Annotated in this window: 14 protein-coding genes and 1 other annotated feature; of the genes, 11 read left to right on the top strand and 3 right to left on the bottom strand. The window is 56.8% G+C overall.

Annotation, left to right across the window (positions count from 1 at the left end; translation table 11 throughout):
• Nucleotides 1-67: 67 nt before the first annotated feature.
• The 5 genes from thrL (at nt 68) to GO007_RS22730 (ending at nt 5,398) form a co-directional block, all read left to right on the top strand.
• Nucleotides 68-136: a thr operon leader peptide gene (gene thrL, locus GO007_RS22750; RefSeq protein WP_071845000.1), complete on the top strand. Its 69-nt coding sequence runs from the start codon at nt 68-70 to the stop codon at nt 134-136.
• Nucleotides 75-192, top strand: a sequence feature (Thr leader region). Its footprint overlaps the gene before it by 62 nt.
• Nucleotides 193-217: 25 nt before the next feature.
• Nucleotides 218-2,680, top strand: a complete 2,463-nt coding sequence (gene thrA, locus GO007_RS22745) for a bifunctional aspartate kinase/homoserine dehydrogenase I (protein ID WP_095103907.1) — start codon at nt 218-220, stop codon at nt 2,678-2,680.
• A gap of 1 nt (nt 2,681) precedes the next feature.
• Complete coding sequence (gene thrB / locus GO007_RS22740) at nt 2,682-3,611, top strand: homoserine kinase (RefSeq protein ID WP_041143968.1); 930 nt, start codon at nt 2,682-2,684, stop codon at nt 3,609-3,611.
• A gap of 3 nt (nt 3,612-3,614) precedes the next feature.
• Nucleotides 3,615-4,901: a threonine synthase gene (gene thrC / locus GO007_RS22735; protein ID WP_095103905.1), complete on the top strand. Its 1,287-nt coding sequence runs from the start codon at nt 3,615-3,617 to the stop codon at nt 4,899-4,901.
• Nucleotides 4,902-5,104: 203 nt separating this feature from the next.
• Complete coding sequence (locus GO007_RS22730; protein WP_095103903.1) at nt 5,105-5,398, top strand: DUF2502 domain-containing protein; 294 nt, start codon at nt 5,105-5,107, stop codon at nt 5,396-5,398.
• A 40-nt stretch (nt 5,399-5,438) separates the two neighbouring features.
• Here the strand turns inward: GO007_RS22730 and yaaA are convergent, their stop codons facing one another.
• Nucleotides 5,439-6,212, bottom strand: a complete 774-nt coding sequence (gene yaaA / locus GO007_RS22725; protein ID WP_095103901.1) for a peroxide stress protein YaaA — start codon at nt 6,210-6,212, stop codon at nt 5,439-5,441.
• Nucleotides 6,213-6,289: 77 nt separating this feature from the next.
• Entirely contained in the window at nt 6,290-7,720 is a 1,431-nt protein-coding gene (locus tag GO007_RS22720) for an alanine/glycine:cation symporter family protein (RefSeq protein WP_095103899.1), read from the bottom strand.
• A gap of 202 nt (nt 7,721-7,922) precedes the next feature.
• On the opposite strand from GO007_RS22720, the gene tal reads away from it, so the two are divergent.
• The 3 genes from tal (at nt 7,923) to GO007_RS22705 (ending at nt 11,006) form a co-directional block, all read left to right on the top strand.
• The gene (gene tal / locus GO007_RS22715; protein ID WP_095103897.1) at nt 7,923-8,876 is read left to right on the top strand and encodes a transaldolase; all 954 of its coding nucleotides are present in this window, start codon (nt 7,923-7,925) and stop codon (nt 8,874-8,876) included.
• A 109-nt stretch (nt 8,877-8,985) separates the two neighbouring features.
• The gene (gene mog / locus GO007_RS22710) at nt 8,986-9,573 is read left to right on the top strand and encodes a molybdopterin adenylyltransferase (RefSeq protein WP_095103895.1); all 588 of its coding nucleotides are present in this window, start codon (nt 8,986-8,988) and stop codon (nt 9,571-9,573) included.
• Between the two features lie 122 nt (nt 9,574-9,695).
• The gene (locus tag GO007_RS22705; protein WP_095103893.1) at nt 9,696-11,006 is read left to right on the top strand and encodes an MFS transporter; all 1,311 of its coding nucleotides are present in this window, start codon (nt 9,696-9,698) and stop codon (nt 11,004-11,006) included.
• Nucleotides 11,007-11,050: 44 nt separating this feature from the next.
• Here GO007_RS22705 and satP read toward each other — a convergent pair whose 3' ends face one another.
• Nucleotides 11,051-11,617 carry an acetate uptake transporter gene (gene satP, locus GO007_RS22700; protein ID WP_095103891.1) on the bottom strand — a complete coding sequence of 189 codons (567 nt, stop codon included), beginning with the start codon at nt 11,615-11,617 and terminating at the stop codon, nt 11,051-11,053.
• Nucleotides 11,618-12,152: 535 nt separating this feature from the next.
• On the opposite strand from satP, the gene dnaK reads away from it, so the two are divergent.
• The 3 genes from dnaK to nhaA all read left to right on the top strand — a co-directional run bounded on the left by dnaK (nt 12,153) and on the right by nhaA (nt 16,678).
• Complete coding sequence (dnaK, locus tag GO007_RS22695) at nt 12,153-14,069, top strand: molecular chaperone DnaK (protein ID WP_041143977.1); 1,917 nt, start codon at nt 12,153-12,155, stop codon at nt 14,067-14,069.
• 87 nt (nt 14,070-14,156) lie between these two features.
• Entirely contained in the window at nt 14,157-15,293 is a 1,137-nt protein-coding gene (dnaJ, locus tag GO007_RS22690; RefSeq protein WP_095103889.1) for a molecular chaperone DnaJ, read from the top strand.
• A gap of 224 nt (nt 15,294-15,517) precedes the next feature.
• Complete coding sequence (gene nhaA, locus GO007_RS22685) at nt 15,518-16,678, top strand: Na+/H+ antiporter NhaA (protein ID WP_095103887.1); 1,161 nt, start codon at nt 15,518-15,520, stop codon at nt 16,676-16,678.
• Nucleotides 16,679-16,689: the final 11 nt, after the last annotated feature.

The following is a 16,689-nucleotide window of genomic DNA, read 5'->3' as shown; positions in this document are numbered from 1 at the left end:
GGCAGATACTTTAACCAATATAGGCACAGGACACAGACAGATAAAAATTACAGAGTACACAACATCCATGAAACGCATCGGCATGATTACAACGATTATCACCACCACTATTACCACAGGTAACGGTGCGGGCTGACGCGTACAGGAAACACAGAAAAAAGCCCGCACCTGAACAGTGCGGGCTTTTTTTTCGACAAAAAATCTAGGGGTAACAACCATGCGCGTGTTGAAGTTCGGCGGTACATCAGTGGCAAATGCAGAACGTTTTCTGCGTGTTGCCGATATTCTGGAGAGCAATGCCAGGCAGGGGCAGGTAGCGACCGTACTGTCTGCCCCGGCGAAAATTACCAACCATCTGGTCGCGATGATTGAAAAAACCATCGGCGGTCAGGACGCGCTCACCAATATCGCTGATGCTGAACGCATTTTTGCCGAACTGCTGCAGGGTCTCGCCGATGCTCAGCCGGGTTTTGCGCTGGCGCAGTTGAAAACCTTCGTCGAGCAGGAGTTTGCCCAGATAAAGCACGTGCTGCACGGCATCAGCCTGCTTGGCCAGTGCCCGGATAGCGTCAACGCTGCGCTGATTTGCCGCGGAGAAAAGCTCTCCATCGCGATTATGGCCGGCCTTCTCGAAGCGCGTGGTCATAAGGTCAGCGTGATTAATCCCGTCGAAAAACTGCTGGCCGTGGGTCATTATCTGGAATCCACCGTCGATATCGCCGAATCTACCCGCCGCATTACCGCCAGCCAGATTCCTGCAGACCATATGGTGCTGATGGCCGGTTTTACTGCCGGTAACGAAAAGGGCGAGCTGGTGGTTCTCGGCCGTAACGGCTCCGACTATTCTGCCGCCGTACTCGCCGCCTGCCTGCGCGCCGACTGTTGTGAAATCTGGACCGACGTCGACGGCGTTTACACCTGCGATCCGCGCCAGGTACCGGATGCTCGCCTGCTGAAGTCGATGTCTTATCAGGAAGCGATGGAGCTCTCCTACTTCGGCGCCAAGGTTCTGCACCCGCGCACCATTGCGCCTATCGCTCAGTTCCAGATCCCCTGCCTGATTAAAAATACCGGCAATCCGCAGGCGCCGGGTACGCTTATCGGCGCCAGCCTTGATGAAGACGGCCTGCCGGTTAAGGGGATCTCTAACCTTAATAATATGGCGATGTTCAACGTCTCCGGTCCGGGGATGAAGGGGATGGTCGGCATGGCCGCCCGCGTCTTCGCCACCATGTCACGCGCCGGCATTTCGGTGGTCCTGATCACCCAGTCCTCTTCCGAGTACAGCATCAGCTTCTGCGTGCCGCAAAGCGACTGCGCCCGGGCAAAACGGGTGATGGAGGAGGAGTTTTATCTGGAGCTGAAAGAGGGGCAGCTGGAGCCGCTGTCGATCATGGATCGCCTGGCTATCATTTCCGTTGTCGGCGACGGTATGCGCACCCTGCGCGGTATTTCAGCCAAGTTCTTCGCGGCGCTGGCTCGCGCCAATATCAATATCGTGGCGATTGCCCAGGGCTCTTCCGAACGCTCCATTTCCGTGGTGGTCAGCAATGACGATGCCACCACCGGGGTACGCGTAACCCACCAGATGCTGTTCAACACCGACCAGGTCATCGAGGTGTTCGTTATCGGCGTTGGCGGCGTTGGCGGCGCGCTGATCGAGCAAATCAAGCGTCAGCAGGGCTGGCTGAAGAACAAGCATATCGACCTGCGGGTGTGCGGCGTCGCAAATTCCCAGGCTCTGCTGACCAACGTGCACGGTCTGAATCTGGAAAACTGGCGCGCTGAGCTGGCCGAAGCGAAAGAGTCGCTTAACCTGGGCCGCCTGATCCGCCTGGTGAAAGAGTATCATCTGCTGAACCCGGTGATCGTTGACTGTACCTCCAGCCAGGCGGTCGCCGATCAGTATGCCGATTTCCTGCGCGAAGGTTTCCACGTGGTGACGCCGAATAAAAAGGCGAACACCTCGTCGCTGGATTACTATCACCAGCTGCGCCACGCGGCGAGCAGCTCAAGACGTAAATTCCTCTACGACACCAACGTCGGCGCCGGCCTGCCGGTTATCGAGAACCTGCAGAACCTGCTCAATGCCGGCGACGAACTGCTGCACTTCTCCGGCATCCTCTCCGGTTCGCTGTCGTTTATCTTCGGCAAGCTGGACGAGGGGATGACGCTCTCTGCGGCGACGACGCTGGCGCGGGATATGGGCTATACCGAACCGGATCCTCGCGACGATCTCTCCGGCGTCGACGTTGCCCGCAAGCTGCTGATCCTGGCCCGTGAGACCGGACGTGAGCTGGAGCTGTCGGACATTATCGTTGAGTCGGCTCTGCCTGAAGGGTTTGATGCCAGCGGCGACGTTGAGAGCTTTATGGCGCGTCTGCCAACGCTGGATAACGAATTTGCTTCCCGGGTGGCGAAAGCGCGCGATGAAGGTAAAGTCTTGCGTTACGTCGGCAATATCGAAGAGGATGGAACCTGCCGCGTGAAAATCGCCGCGGTTGACGGGAACGATCCGCTGTTTAAAGTGAAAAACGGTGAGAACGCGCTGGCTTTTTACAGCCACTATTATCAGCCGCTGCCACTGGTGCTGCGCGGCTATGGCGCGGGTAACGATGTGACGGCTGCCGGCGTATTTGCCGACCTGCTGCGTACCCTGTCATGGAAGTTAGGAGTTTAAGATGGTCAAAGTATATGCCCCGGCTTCCAGTGCCAATATGAGCGTCGGGTTTGATGTCCTGGGCGCGGCGGTCACGCCGGTTGACGGTACGCTGCTGGGGGACAACGTCTCGGTTGAGGCTGCCGCAAGCTTCAGCCTGCAAAACGTGGGTCGCTTTGCCAGCAAACTGCCGGCGGCGGCGCAGGAAAATATCGTTTATCAGTGCTGGGAGCGTTTCTGCGAAGAAATTGGCCGGAAGGTTCCGGTGGCGATGGTGCTGGAAAAAAATATGCCGATTGGCTCCGGCCTCGGCTCCAGCGCCTGTTCGGTGGTGGCGGCGCTGGTGGCGATGAATGAATTCTGCGGCAAGCCGCTGAACGAAACGCGGATGCTGGCGCTAATGGGTGAGATGGAAGGGCGCATCTCCGGCAGCATTCACTATGACAACGTCGCGCCGTGCTATCTGGGCGGAATGCAGCTGATGATCGAAGAAAACGACATCATCAGCCAGCAGGTGCCCGGTTTTGACGAGTGGCTGTGGGTACTGGCCTACCCTGGCATTAAAGTCTCGACGGCGGAAGCGCGCGCCATCCTGCCGGCCCAGTATCGCCGGCAGGACTGTATTGCTCACGGCCGTCATCTGGCGGGCTTTATTCACGCCTGCTATACCCGCCAGCCGCAGCTGGCAGCGAAACTGATGAAAGATGTGATTGCCGAACCCTATCGCACCAAACTGCTGCCGGGCTTCAGCGAAGCGCGGCAGGCGGCAATGGAGATTGGCGCGCAGGCCTGTGGGATCTCCGGCTCTGGTCCGACGCTGTTTGCGTTGTGCGATAAGCCGGAAACCGCGCAGCGCGTCGCCGACTGGCTGGGTACGCATTATCTGCAGAATCACGAAGGCTTTGTTCATATTTGCCGGCTGGACACGGCGGGCGCACGAGTAGTGGGATAACCAATGAAACTCTATAACTTAAAAGATCATAACGAACAGGTCAGCTTTGCGCAGGCCGTAACGCAGGGGCTTGGCAAGCATCAGGGGCTGTTCTTCCCGCACGATCTGCCGGAATTTAGCCTGACGGAAATCGATGACATGCTGGCGCTGGATTTTGTCACCCGCAGCGCTAAGATCCTGTCGGCATTTATTGCCGATGAGATCCCGCAGGCGGTCCTGCAGGAGCGTATCGGCGCGGCCTTCACCTTTCCGGCGCCGGTCAGCAAGGTGCAGGATGACATCGGCTGCCTCGAGCTGTTCCACGGCCCGACGCTGGCGTTTAAAGACTTCGGCGGCCGTTTCATGGCCCAGATGCTGACCCATATCGCAGGCGACAAACCGGTGACTATCCTGACGGCGACGTCCGGCGATACCGGCGCGGCGGTAGCCCACGCGTTCTACGGTCTGCCAAACGTGAAGGTGGTGATTCTCTATCCGCGCGGCAAGATTAGCCCGCTGCAGGAGAAGCTGTTCTGCACCCTGGGCGGCAACATTGAAACCGTGGCCATCGACGGCGACTTTGACGCCTGCCAGGCGCTGGTTAAACAGGCCTTTGACGACGAAGAGCTGAAAGCTGCGCTGGGCCTGAACTCCGCCAACTCGATTAACATCAGCCGTCTTCTGGCGCAGATTTGCTACTACTTCGAAGCGATCGCGCAGCTGCCTCAGGAAGCGCGTAATCAGCTGGTGATTTCGGTCCCCAGCGGCAACTTCGGCGACCTGACCGCCGGCCTGCTGGCGAAGTCTTTGGGCCTGCCGGTTAAGCGCTTTATCGCGGCCACCAACGCCAACGATACCGTTCCTCGCTTCCTGCAGGATGGCAACTGGGCGCCGAAGGTCACTCAGGCGACGCTGTCCAACGCTATGGACGTCAGCCAGCCAAACAACTGGCCGCGTGTGGAAGAGCTGTTCCGCCGTAAAACCTGGCGTCTGAACGAGCTGGGATACGCGACCGTGGACGACGAGACGACCAAAGAGGCGATGCGCGAGCTGAAAGCCATCGGCTACACCTCGGAGCCGCATGCGGCTATCGCCTGGCGCGCGCTGCGCGACCAGCTGCAGCCGGGCGAATACGGCCTGTTCCTCGGTACCGCGCATCCGGCGAAGTTCAAGGAGAGCGTTGAAGAGATCCTGCAGGAGACGCTGCCGCTGCCGAAAGAGCTGGCCGATCGCGCCGACCTGCCGCTGCTGTCGCATAACCTGCCTGCGGACTATGCGGCGCTGCGCGAGCTGATGATGGCGAAAGCGTAACGGCGGCTACAGACGTTGTTTATTTCTCAAACCGGGCCAGGGCGCCCGGTTTTTTTATGGCCAAAAAAGGAGAAATTATGCATGAATTATCAATAAATGCCGGGGGCTGAAGAATAGGATTGCGGAGAATAACAAGCGCCGTTGCGCAGGGTTAACCTTTGGCTATCGACCCATCACGGGCACTGTTAACAAAGGGGAAACCTATGTCAAAGCTGAAATCTGTGATCCTTGCGCTTTCGATGCTGCTGGTGGCTCCTGCGGCCGTCCACGCCGCTGAAATTACGCTGATTCCGGCCGTAAAACTGCAGATCGGCGATCGCGATAACTCCGGCAACTATTGGGACGGTGGCCACTGGCGCGATCGTGAGTGGTGGGGACGCCATTACGACTGGCGCGACGATCGCTGGCATCCGCATGACGATCGCCGTTATCACCAGCGCGAACGCGATCGCGACGATCGCGACCACGGTCCGGATCGCGACTGGCACCACCGCTAAGCGACGTTCCCGGCCGGCAGGCTGGCGGCCGGGAAGCGGGTTAGCGCTCGTGACGTTTAAAGACCATCTCGCCTTTATCGGAAGCGTCGGCGTCAAAGAAGTACCCATCGCTGTCGAAACGCGCGAGCTGCTCCGGCTGGGTTAAGCGGTTCTCAATGATATAGCGGCTCATCAAGCCGCGCGCTTTCTTGGCGTAGAAGCTGATCACCTTAAACTGGCCGTTTTTCTCATCGAGGAACACCGGCTTAATAATCTGACCCTGCAGCCGTTTTGTTTTGACCGACCGGAAGTATTCGTCGGAGGCAAGGTTAATCACCACATCGTCACCCTGCGCCTTCAGCGCCTGATTCAGCGTATCGGTAATCGTCTCCCCCCAGAACTGATAGAGATCCTTGCCTTTGGCGTTTTCCAGCTTAATTCCCATCTCCAGACGATAGGGCTGCATCAGATCCAGCGGGCGCAGCACGCCGTACAGGCCGGAGAGCATGCGCAAATGCTGCTGAGCGAAATCGAAATCCGCCTCGCCGAAGGTTTCCGCCTGCAGCCCGGTGTAGACGTCACCCTTAAAGGCCAGAATTGCCTGGCGGGCATTTTTCGGCGTGAACTCGGGATGCCAGTCGTGAAAACGGGTTGCGTTCAGATCCGCCAGCTTATCGCTGATGCCCATCAGCTTGCCTATCTGCGGCGCCGAAAGCTGGCGCGCCACGCCGATAAGCTGTTGAGAATACTCCAGCAGCTCAGGCTGGGTGTAGCGCGTCGTCGCCAGCGGGCTTTGATAATCGAGCGTTTTAGCAGGTGAAATCAGAATCAGCATATCCAGTCCTTGCAGGAGATTTTCCGCGATTTTAGCAAAAAAAGACCGCGGAGGGATCGATGGCTGCGATTGCTGCGCTATTCGCGCGGCGGTCCGTCCCAGGTTCCCGGCGCCAGCTGCTGACGAATTTCCGGGTAGCGTGCGGCATCGAACGTGGGCTGCACTCCCAGCCGCCGCTGGTGGAGATAGTCGCTGGCAAGGATCCGCACAGTGGGCGACAGCAGGAGGATTGCCGTCAGGTTGGTAATGGCCATCAGCGCCATAATAATATCCGCCAGTCGCCAGACGACGGGGAGGCTCATCATCGTTCCCGTTAAGACCATCAGGATGGTGATAGTCCGCAGCGCCCAGATGCAGGTTGGGCTATTAAAACGCAGAAAAATAAGGTTATTTTCAGCGTAAATGTAGTTTGCCACGATGGAGCTAAAGGCAAAAAGCAGCACGATGACGGCGACAAAGCTGGCGCCCCAGCCGCCGACGAGCCCGTTCATCGCATACTGAATGGCCTGGATACCGTTAGCGGCGTCCTCTCCGCCTCCGCGCGGCGCCAGCATGATAATCACCGCGCTGGCGGTGCAGATAACCACGGTATCGATAAAAACGCCAAGCATCTGGACTATCCCCTGAGCCGCCGGGTGAGGAGGCCAGGAGGCGGCGGCTGCGGCGGCGTTAGGCGTTGAGCCCATTCCCGCTTCGTTAGAGAACATCCCGCGCTGAAAACCGCTGGTCAATGCCTGGCTGATGGTATAACCCACCGCGCCGGCGGCGGCTTCCTGCCAGCCGAATGCGCAGCGGAAAATGGTATTAAAAATTGCCGGCAGGGCGGTGATGTGCCACAGGCCGATTAGCAGGCTGGCGGCGACCCACAGCACGGCCATCAGCGGGACGAACCATTGCAGGATCTTTGCCACGTTGCGCAAGCCGCGAACGATAACCAGCAGGGTGATCACGGCCAGCACGCCGCCGGTGATAACGCCGGGCAGATCGAACGCATAGGCCATCGCATGCGCCACCGAGTTGGCCTGAACGGTGTTAAAAATGACGCCATAGGCGAGCAGCAGCAGGATTGAAAACAGCACGCCCATCCAGCGCATCCCTAAGCCTCGGGTCATATACCACGCCGGGCCGCCGCGAAATTGCCCCTGCGCATCGCGTTCTTTGTAGAGCTGGGCAAGGGAGCATTCGGCGAAGCTGCTGGCCATACCGAGCAGCGCAGAGACCCACATCCAGAATATGGCGCCCGGCCCGCCGGCGGTGATAGCCAGCGCCACGCCGGCCAGGTTACCGCTACCGATGCGGGCGGCCAGGCTGGTGCACAGGGCCTGAAAAGAGGTTAAGCCGTCGGGCTGGGGCAGAAGGCTTTTGCGCAAACTTTTTCCAAACTGGCGAACATAACGGAACTGAATACATTTCGTCCGCCAGGTAAACCATACGCCGGCACCCAGTAACAGATAGATCATTACCGAGCCCCAGAGTATTTCATTGATAAATGAGAAAAAGTCAGGCATTAAGCATCCTCTTGTCCATGTTGGTAAGCTCGTGTAAGCGTTACCATTTTAGTGACAATCCTTTAACATTCAGAGAATTAATTCGCTCAGTTTATCACACTCTGCGGTCTTGCATGGTCCGCAGTTGCGCTGACCATGCAGCGTGTTATCATCTTGGCAGACCGGTTACATCCCCTTAACTGCTGTTTAAGAGAACACTATCATGACGGATAAATTGACTTCTCTGCGTCAGTACACCACTGTCGTAGCTGATACCGGAGATATTGCGGCAATGAAGCTGTATCAGCCTCAGGATGCCACGACTAACCCTTCTTTGATTCTTGGCGCGGCTCAGATCCCTGAGTACCGTAAGCTGATTGATGACGCTATCGTCTGGGCCCGCGCTCAGAGCAGCGATCGCGCGCAGCAGATTATCGACGCTTCCGATAAGCTGGCGGTGAATATTGGTCTCGAAATCCTTAAGTTGATTCCTGGCCGTATTTCTACTGAAGTTGATGCACGTCTCTCCTATGACACCACGGCATCCATCGCTAAAGCTAAACGCATCATCAAGCTGTACAACGATGCGGGCATCGGCAACGATCGCATTCTGATCAAACTGGCTTCTACCTGGCAGGGCATCTGCGCCGCCGAGCAGCTGGAAAAAGAAGGCATCAACTGTAACCTGACCCTGCTGTTCTCCTTCGCTCAGGCTCGCGCTTGTGCGGAAGCGGGCGTATTCCTGATCTCTCCGTTCGTAGGCCGTATTCTCGACTGGTACAAAGCGAACACTGATAAGAAAGAGTATGCGCCGGCGGAAGATCCGGGCGTGGTTTCCGTTAGCGAAATCTACGAGTACTACAAGCAGCACGGTTATGAAACCGTGGTGATGGGCGCAAGCTTCCGTAACGTCGGTGAAATCCTCGAGCTGGCCGGCTGCGACCGTCTGACCATTGCTCCGACGCTGCTGAAAGAGCTGGCGGAAAGCGAAGGCGCTATCGAACGTAAGCTGACCTTCAGCGGCGAAGTTAAAGCCCGCCCGGAACGCATCACCGAATCTCAGTTCCTGTGGCAGCATAACCAGGACCCGATGGCGGTAGACAAACTGGCGGAAGGTATCCGTAAGTTTGCTATCGACCAGGAAAAACTGGAAAAAATGATCGGCGACCTGCTGTAATCATTGCGCGTGGCCGGGCTCCCGGTCACGCTACTTCTTTTGAACCCTGTCTGTATTTCCCTCCAGCGTGTATCATTCCGTCTAATTGCACTATTTGAACGGAATAACGATGAATACCTTACGAATCGGCTTAGTTTCCATCTCCGATCGCGCCTCCAGCGGCGTTTATCAGGATAAAGGCATCCCGGCACTTGAAGAGTGGCTGGCGCGTGCGCTGACGACCCCTTTTGAGCTCCAGACCCGCTTGATCCCCGATGAACAGGTGATTATCGAGCAAACGCTGTGCGAGCTGGTTGACGAAATGGGGTGCCATCTGGTGTTAACTACCGGCGGTACCGGCCCCGCGAGACGAGACGTGACGCCGGATGCGACGCTGGCGATTGCCGATCGCGTTATGCCGGGCTTTGGCGAGCAGATGCGTCAGGTGAGCCTGCACTTCGTCCCGACGGCTATTCTTTCCCGCCAGGTTGGCGTGATCCGCAAACAGGCGCTGATCCTCAATCTGCCCGGCCAGCCGAAGGCTATTCAGGAAACCCTTGAAGGGGTCAAAGATGCCGATGGTCAGGTGCTGGTGCACGGCGTCTTTGCAAGTGTACCGTATTGTATACAGCTGCTTGAAGGGCCTTATGTTGAGACTGCGCCGGAAGTGGTAGCGGCTTTTCGCCCAAAAAGCGCGAGGCGCGAAAGTTTATCCTGAATTTGATGCTTTCCTGACATAACCTGCAATGTTGGTGGTGTGCCGTTTTATTTACGATATAGTGTTTTTTACTTTACACACTGCGTGATAACACCTACATACCTCTGGATGAATAGCTCGTTATGTCACAACATACCCGATCTCTGAATCGACAAGACTATAAAACTCTGACGCTGGCTGCCCTTGGCGGGGCGCTGGAGTTTTACGACTTCATTATCTTCGTCTTCTTTGCCGCCGTCGTCGGCGAGCTGTTCTTCCCGGCGGATATTCCGGAATGGCTGCGCCAGGTGCAGACCTTCGGCATTTTCGCCGCCGGCTATCTGGCGCGCCCGCTCGGCGGCATTATCATGGCCCACTTTGGCGATCTGGTCGGGCGCAAGAAAATGTTTACCTTGAGCATTTTGCTGATGGCGCTGCCGACGCTGGCAATAGGCCTGCTGCCGACCTATGAATCGATGGGGATCGTCGCACCGCTGCTGCTGCTGCTGATGCGCGTGCTGCAGGGCGCGGCGATTGGTGGTGAAGTTCCCGGCGCCTGGGTCTTTGTTGCGGAGCACGTGCCGGAGAAAAAAATCGGTATCGCCTGCGGCACGCTGACGGCGGGCTTAACGGTGGGGATCCTGCTGGGATCGGTGGTGGCGACGCTGATTAATACCAGCCTGACGCCGCAGGGCATCCATGACGGCGGCTGGCGTATTCCTTTCCTGCTGGGCGGCGTGTTCGGCCTGGTGGCGATGTATTTGCGCCGCTGGCTGCAGGAAACGCCAATATTCCTTGAGATGCAGCAGCGTAAAGCATTAGCCCAGGAGCTGCCGGTTAAAGCCGTGGTGCTGAAGCATCAGAAGGCCGTGGTGATCTCAATGCTGCTGACCTGGCTATTATCTGCAGGCGTGGTGGTGGTCATTTTGATGTCGCCGGTATGGCTGCAAAAGCATTACGGCTTTGCTCCGGCGGTGACTCTGCAGGCGAACAGCATTGCGACGATTATGCTGTGTGTCGGCTGCCTGCTGGCAGGCCTGGCGGCAGATCGCTTTGGCGCCAGCCGGACTTTTATTGTCGGCAGCCTTCTGCTGGCGGTGTCCAGCTGGGCGTTCTATCACCTTTCCGGCACCTCGCCTGAACAGCTTTTCCTGCTGTACGGCACCGTAGGGCTGTGCGTTGGCGTGGTCGGGGCGGTGCCTTATGTGATGGTCCGCGCCTTTCCGGCGGAGGTGCGTTTTACCGGAATTTCATTCTCGTACAACGTGTCCTACGCTATTTTCGGCGGCCTGACGCCGATTGCCGTCACTATGCTGATGGGCGTATCGCCGATGGCTCCGGCGTGGTACGTGCTGGCGCTTTCGCTGATGGGGCTGGGGCTGGGAATTTGGCTGCGTCAGGGGCTGGGGGAGTATACCGCCGCCGCGAGGGGCGAACTGCAGCGCCTGCCATAGCGTGGCTGCTGAATACCCTCGCCGTCAGGCGAGGGTATTGTCTATCAATGAGGCGCGCCGATCGGCAGAATGGTGCGACCAAACTGCTCGTTGAGCACTTCACCCATCGCCAGATAAATGGCGCTGCCGCCGCAGACTAAGCCAATCCAGCCCGCGATTTTAACGATGCCTTCGTTGTCGGCCAGGTGACCAATTGCCAGCAGGGCAAACAGTACTGTCAGGCTGAGGAAAACGAACTGCAGCATTCGTGCGGCTTTCAGGGTACCGAAGAACATAAACAGCGTGAAAACTCCCCACAGTCCGAGATACATGCCCAGGAAGTGCGCATTTGGCGCCTCCGCCAGGCCCATTTTCGGCATGAGAAGAATGGCGACCAACGTCAGCCAGAAGGCGCCGTAGGACGTAAAAGCGGTTAAACCAAAGGTGTTACCTTTTTTGAATTCCAGCAGGCCTGCGAAAATTTGCGCAATGCCGCCGTAAAAAATGCCCATCGCCAGGATAGCTACATCAAACGCGAACAGGCCGCTATTCGCCAGGTTAAGCAGAACAGTGGTCATGCCGAAGCCCATAAGGCCCAGCGGTGCCGGATTAGCCAACTTAGTGTTGCCCATAATTCCTCAGAATAATGATTAGAAAGGGAAGCATTACCCCGCCACGCAGCGGTGGGGCGCGGCATAATAATGAGGAGTCGGCAGGCTGTCTATGATCTGGCGAGGTATTTTTCACCAATTTTACACTCTGGCCGAACGATGCCGGGCATTTGCCTGAAGCCGGCCGGGGGATGATGGTCGTAAGGCTATGATCCGTGTGGCTTCAGGCCCCTCAAAGTCGGGGCGAACCCTCTGCAGCAAGCGTATGGCTTTAATCATCATTCATTTAAGGGGCCATCGCGGATGAACGATATGAAGCGCGCTTTTTCGCGCCATATCGGGGAAACCTCCTCGTCGCTGCCCGGCTTCGTGGGGCGATGAAGATAAAAATTTTTTTGCCTCCCCCCTTGATGAAGCGGTGGACGACCCCATCTTGTAGTCAACCGCAGTGAATGAACCTGAAAAAAAAAGATGTTGGGCAGTTGAAACCGCACGTTTCGCCCTTATTACAGGTTCACAACCACATGTTGATCGAATTTTTAGTGGAGACGTTTAGATGGGTAAAATTATTGGTATCGACCTGGGTACTACCAACTCTTGTGTAGCGATTATGGACGGCACTACTGCTCGCGTGCTGGAAAACGCCGAAGGCGATCGCACCACGCCTTCTATCATTGCTTATACCCAGGATGGTGAAACTCTGGTTGGTCAGCCGGCTAAACGTCAGGCAGTGACAAACCCGCAAAACACCCTGTTTGCGATTAAACGCCTGATTGGTCGCCGCTTCCAGGATGAAGAAGTTCAGCGTGACGTTTCTATCATGCCGTACAAAATTGTTGCCGCAGACAATGGCGACGCATGGCTTGATGTGAAAGGTACCCGCACCGCACCGCCGCAGATTTCTGCTGAAGTGCTGAAAAAAATGAAGAAAACTGCTGAAGATTACCTGGGTGAGCCGGTAACTGAAGCCGTTATCACCGTACCTGCATACTTCAACGATGCTCAGCGTCAGGCTACGAAAGACGCCGGTCGTATCGCGGGTCTGGAAGTTAAGCGTATCATCAACGAACCAACCGCCGCTGCGCTGGCCTACGGTCTGGATAAAGAAGTCGGCAACCGTACTATCGCGGTTTACGACCTGGGTGGCGGTACCTTCGATATCTCTATTATCGAAATCGACGAAGTTGACGGCGAGAAAACCTTTGAAGTTCTGGCAACCAACGGTGATACCCACCTGGGCGGCGAAGACTTTGATAGCCGTATGATCAACTACCTCGTTGACGAGTTTAAGAAAGATCAGGGCATTGACCTGCGTAACGACCCTCTGGCAATGCAGCGCCTGAAAGAAGCGGCAGAAAAAGCGAAAATCGAGCTTTCTTCCGCTCAGCAGACCGACGTGAATCTGCCGTACATCACCGCAGATGCGACCGGTCCGAAACACATGAACATTAAAGTGACCCGTGCGAAACTGGAAAGCCTGGTGGAAGACCTGGTTAACCGTTCTATCGAGCCGCTGAAAGTTGCGCTGCAGGATGCTGGCCTGTCCGTATCCGACGTCCAGGACGTTATCCTGGTCGGTGGTCAGACTCGTATGCCGATGGTGCAGAAGAAAGTTGCCGAGTTCTTTGGTAAAGAGCCGCGTAAAGACGTTAACCCGGATGAAGCTGTTGCTATCGGCGCAGCGGTACAGGGCGGCGTACTGACTGGCGAAGTTAAAGACGTTCTGCTGCTGGACGTTACCCCGCTGTCGCTGGGTATCGAAACTATGGGCGGCGTGATGACTGCGCTGATCAACAAGAACACCACTATCCCGACCAAGCACAGCCAGGTGTTCTCGACTGCGGAAGATAATCAGTCTGCGGTAACTATCCACGTGATTCAGGGCGAGCGTAAACGCGCTTCCGATAACAAATCACTGGGTCAGTTCAACCTCGACGGCATCAACCCGGCGCCGCGCGGCATGCCGCAGATCGAAGTGACCTTCGATATCGATGCCGATGGTATCCTGCACGTCTCCGCGAAAGATAAGAACAGCGGTAAAGAGCAGAAAATTACCATTAAAGCGTCTTCCGGCCTGAACGAAGAAGAAATCGCCAAAATGGTCCGTGAAGCAGAAGCGAACGCGGAATCTGACCGTAAGTTCGAAGAGCTGGTTCAGACTCGCAACCAGGGCGACCATCTGCTGCACAGCACGCGTAAGCAGGTTGAAGAAGCGGGCGACAAGCTGCCGGCTGACGACAAAACCGCTATCGAGTCTGCGCTGACCGCGCTGGAAACTTCCCTGAAAGGTGAAGACAAAGCCGATATCGAAGCGAAAATGCAGGCGCTGGCTCAGGCTTCTCAGAAGCTGATGGAAATTGCCCAGCAGCAGCATGCTCAGCAGCAGGCTGGCGGCGCTGAAGCTTCCGAAAGCAATGCGAAAGACGATGATGTCGTTGACGCTGAGTTTGAAGAAGTGAAAGACAAAAAATAATCGCCCTTTGAACGGGTAAAACACTGGCACGGGCGAAGAGGTTTCCTCTCCGCCCGTGCACGCATGTTAAGGGGCTGAAAAACACCAATGGCAAAGCAAGATTATTACGAGATTTTAGGCGTTTCCAAAACAGCGGAAGAGCGTGAAATCAAAAAGGCGTACAAGCGCCTGGCCATGAAATATCACCCGGACCGCAACCAGGGTGATAAAGAGGCCGAAGCTAAATTTAAAGAAATCAAAGAAGCCTACGAAATCCTGACGGATGACCAGAAGCGTGCGGCCTACGATCAGTACGGCCACGCCGCGTTTGAGCAGGGCGGCATGGGCGGCGGCGGCGGTGGTTTCGGCGGTGGCGCGGATTTCAGCGATATCTTTGGCGATGTTTTCGGCGACATCTTCGGCGGTGGCCGCGGTCGTCAGCGCGCGTCGCGCGGGGCTGACCTGCGCTACAACATGGATCTGACGCTGGAAGAAGCGGTTCGCGGCGTAACGAAAGAGATCCGTATCCCGACGCTGGAAGAGTGCGACGTTTGCCACGGCAGCGGCGCTAAATCGGGCAGCAAGCCGCAGACCTGTCCGACCTGTCACGGTGCCGGCCAGGTGCAGATGCGCCAGGGCTTCTTCGCCGTTCAGCAGACCTGTCCGCACTGTCAGGGCCGCGGAACGCTGATTAAAGACCCGTGCAATAAATGTCACGGTCACGGTCGCGTAGAGAAAACCAAAACGCTGTCGGTTAAAATCCCGGCAGGCGTAGATACCGGCGATCGCATTCGTCTGTCTGGCGAAGGTGAAGCCGGCGAGCACGGTGCTCCAGCCGGCGATCTGTACGTTCAGGTCCAGGTGAAGCAGCACGCCATCTTTGAGCGTGAAGGTAACAACCTGTACTGCGAAGTGCCGATTAACTTCACCATGGCGGCGCTGGGCGGCGAGATCGAAGTCCCGACGCTGGACGGCCGCGTGAACCTGAAGGTGCCTGGCGAAACGCAGACCGGCAAGCTGTTCCGCATGCGCGGTAAAGGCGTGAAGTCCGTACGCGGCGGCGCGCAGGGCGATCTGCTGTGCCGTGTGGTTGTTGAAACGCCGGTTGGCCTCAACGACAGGCAGCGGCAGCTGTTGAAAGAACTTCAGGAAAGCTTCGGCGGCCCGACGGGTGAGAACAACAGCCCGCGCTCCAAAAGCTTCTTTGACGGCGTGAAGAAATTCTTCGATGATTTGACGCGCTAATCATCGTGCCGTGTAAAAAGCCACTTTATCGCAAAGTGGCTTTTTTATTTCTCGCCGTCTATCCGTTAATGATGTCTGAACCTCTCGATCGGACATCTTTCTGATCCTTCTCTTTTTAGTTCGTAAAAACCGATTGAAAGGGCAATAATAATCTTATTTTTTCGATCTGTTATGGCGATTAAAATAGTTTAAACGATGAATAATCCTGATAGAGAGAATAAAAAGTGAAACATCTGCAGCGTTTTTTAAGTAGCGATGCTTCCGGGGGCATAATCCTCATTTTTGCCGCCGCGCTGGCGATGCTGTTGGCAAATACCGACGCCACCAGCGGCCTGTATCACGCCTTTTTGACAATGCCGGTTCAGCTGCGCGTCGGTGCGTTAGAAATCAACAAGAACATGCTGCTGTGGATTAACGATGCGCTGATGGCCGTCTTCTTCCTGCTGATTGGCCTCGAAGTAAAGCGCGAGATGATGCAGGGGGCGCTGGCCAGCCGTCGTCAGGCGGTATTCCCGGTGCTGGCCGCCTTAGGTGGGATGATCGTCCCGGCGCTGATCTACCTTGCGTTTAACGCTCAGGACCCGATTGCCAGAGGGGGCTGGGCGATCCCGGCGGCAACCGATATTGCGTTTGCGCTGGGCGTGCTGGCGCTACTGGGCAGCCGCGTGCCTGTGGCGCTGAAGATTTTCCTGATGGCGCTGGCCATTATCGATGACCTGGGGGCGATCGTCATTATCGCGCTGTTCTACACCAGCGACCTTTCCATGCTGTCGCTCGCCGTGGCGGCGGGAGCCATTGGCGTGCTGGCGCTGCTGAACCTGAGCGGGGTGCGGCGCACCGGTATCTATATTCTGGTCGGGGCGGTGCTGTGGACCGCGGTGCTGAAATCCGGAGTTCACGCCACCTTAGCGGGAGTCATTGTCGGCTTTATGATCCCGCTGAAGGAGCAGGATGGAAAATCGCCGGCGCAGCAGCTTGAGCACGTTCTGCACCCGTGGGTTGCCTGGCTTATCCTGCCGCTTTTTGCCTTTGCTAATGCGGGCGTCTCGCTGCAAGAAGTGACGCTTGAGGGGCTGACGTCGCTGCTGCCGCTGGGGATTATTGCCGGGCTGTTTATTGGCAAGCCGCTGGGGATCGGCCTGTTCTGCTGGCTGGCGCTGAAGCTGAAGTGGGCTTCGCTGCCGAAAGGGGCCAGCTTCCAGCAGATTATGGCGGTCGGCGTGCTCTGCGGGATTGGCTTTACCATGTCGATTTTTATCGCCAGCCTGGCGTTTGCCAGCACTGACCCCGGATTAATCAACTGGGCCAAGCTTGGCATTCTGACCGGCTCGGTACTATCGGCCGTCAGCGGATATATGCTGCTGCGTAAGCGCATAGCGGCGTAACACTTTCGGAG

This window comes from Klebsiella sp. 10-1 (assembly GCF_009758445.1).
Classification (GTDB): Bacteria; Pseudomonadota; Gammaproteobacteria; order Enterobacterales; family Enterobacteriaceae; genus Klebsiella; species Klebsiella scottii.
Note: the sequence above shows the minus strand (reverse complement) of the source record. Positions and strands in the feature narration are given on the sequence as shown.

Bases quoted from the DNA above. Each gene is read 5' to 3' on its own strand.
- thrA (WP_095103907.1), top strand. From the start codon at position 218: ATGCGCGTGTTGAAGTTCGGCGGTACATCAGTGGCAAATGCAGAACGT.
- thrB (WP_041143968.1), top strand. From the start codon at position 2,682: ATGGTCAAAGTATATGCCCCGGCTTCCAGTGCCAATATGAGCGTCGGG.
- thrC (WP_095103905.1), top strand. From the start codon at position 3,615: ATGAAACTCTATAACTTAAAAGATCATAACGAACAGGTCAGCTTTGCG.
- GO007_RS22730 (WP_095103903.1), top strand. From the start codon at position 5,105: ATGTCAAAGCTGAAATCTGTGATCCTTGCGCTTTCGATGCTGCTGGTG.
- yaaA (WP_095103901.1), bottom strand. From the start codon at position 6,212: ATGCTGATTCTGATTTCACCTGCTAAAACGCTCGATTATCAAAGCCCG.
- GO007_RS22720 (WP_095103899.1), bottom strand. From the start codon at position 7,720: ATGCCTGACTTTTTCTCATTTATCAATGAAATACTCTGGGGCTCGGTA.
- tal (WP_095103897.1), top strand. From the start codon at position 7,923: ATGACGGATAAATTGACTTCTCTGCGTCAGTACACCACTGTCGTAGCT.
- mog (WP_095103895.1), top strand. From the start codon at position 8,986: ATGAATACCTTACGAATCGGCTTAGTTTCCATCTCCGATCGCGCCTCC.
- GO007_RS22705 (WP_095103893.1), top strand. From the start codon at position 9,696: ATGTCACAACATACCCGATCTCTGAATCGACAAGACTATAAAACTCTG.
- satP (WP_095103891.1), bottom strand. From the start codon at position 11,617: ATGGGCAACACTAAGTTGGCTAATCCGGCACCGCTGGGCCTTATGGGC.
- dnaK (WP_041143977.1), top strand. From the start codon at position 12,153: ATGGGTAAAATTATTGGTATCGACCTGGGTACTACCAACTCTTGTGTA.
- dnaJ (WP_095103889.1), top strand. From the start codon at position 14,157: ATGGCAAAGCAAGATTATTACGAGATTTTAGGCGTTTCCAAAACAGCG.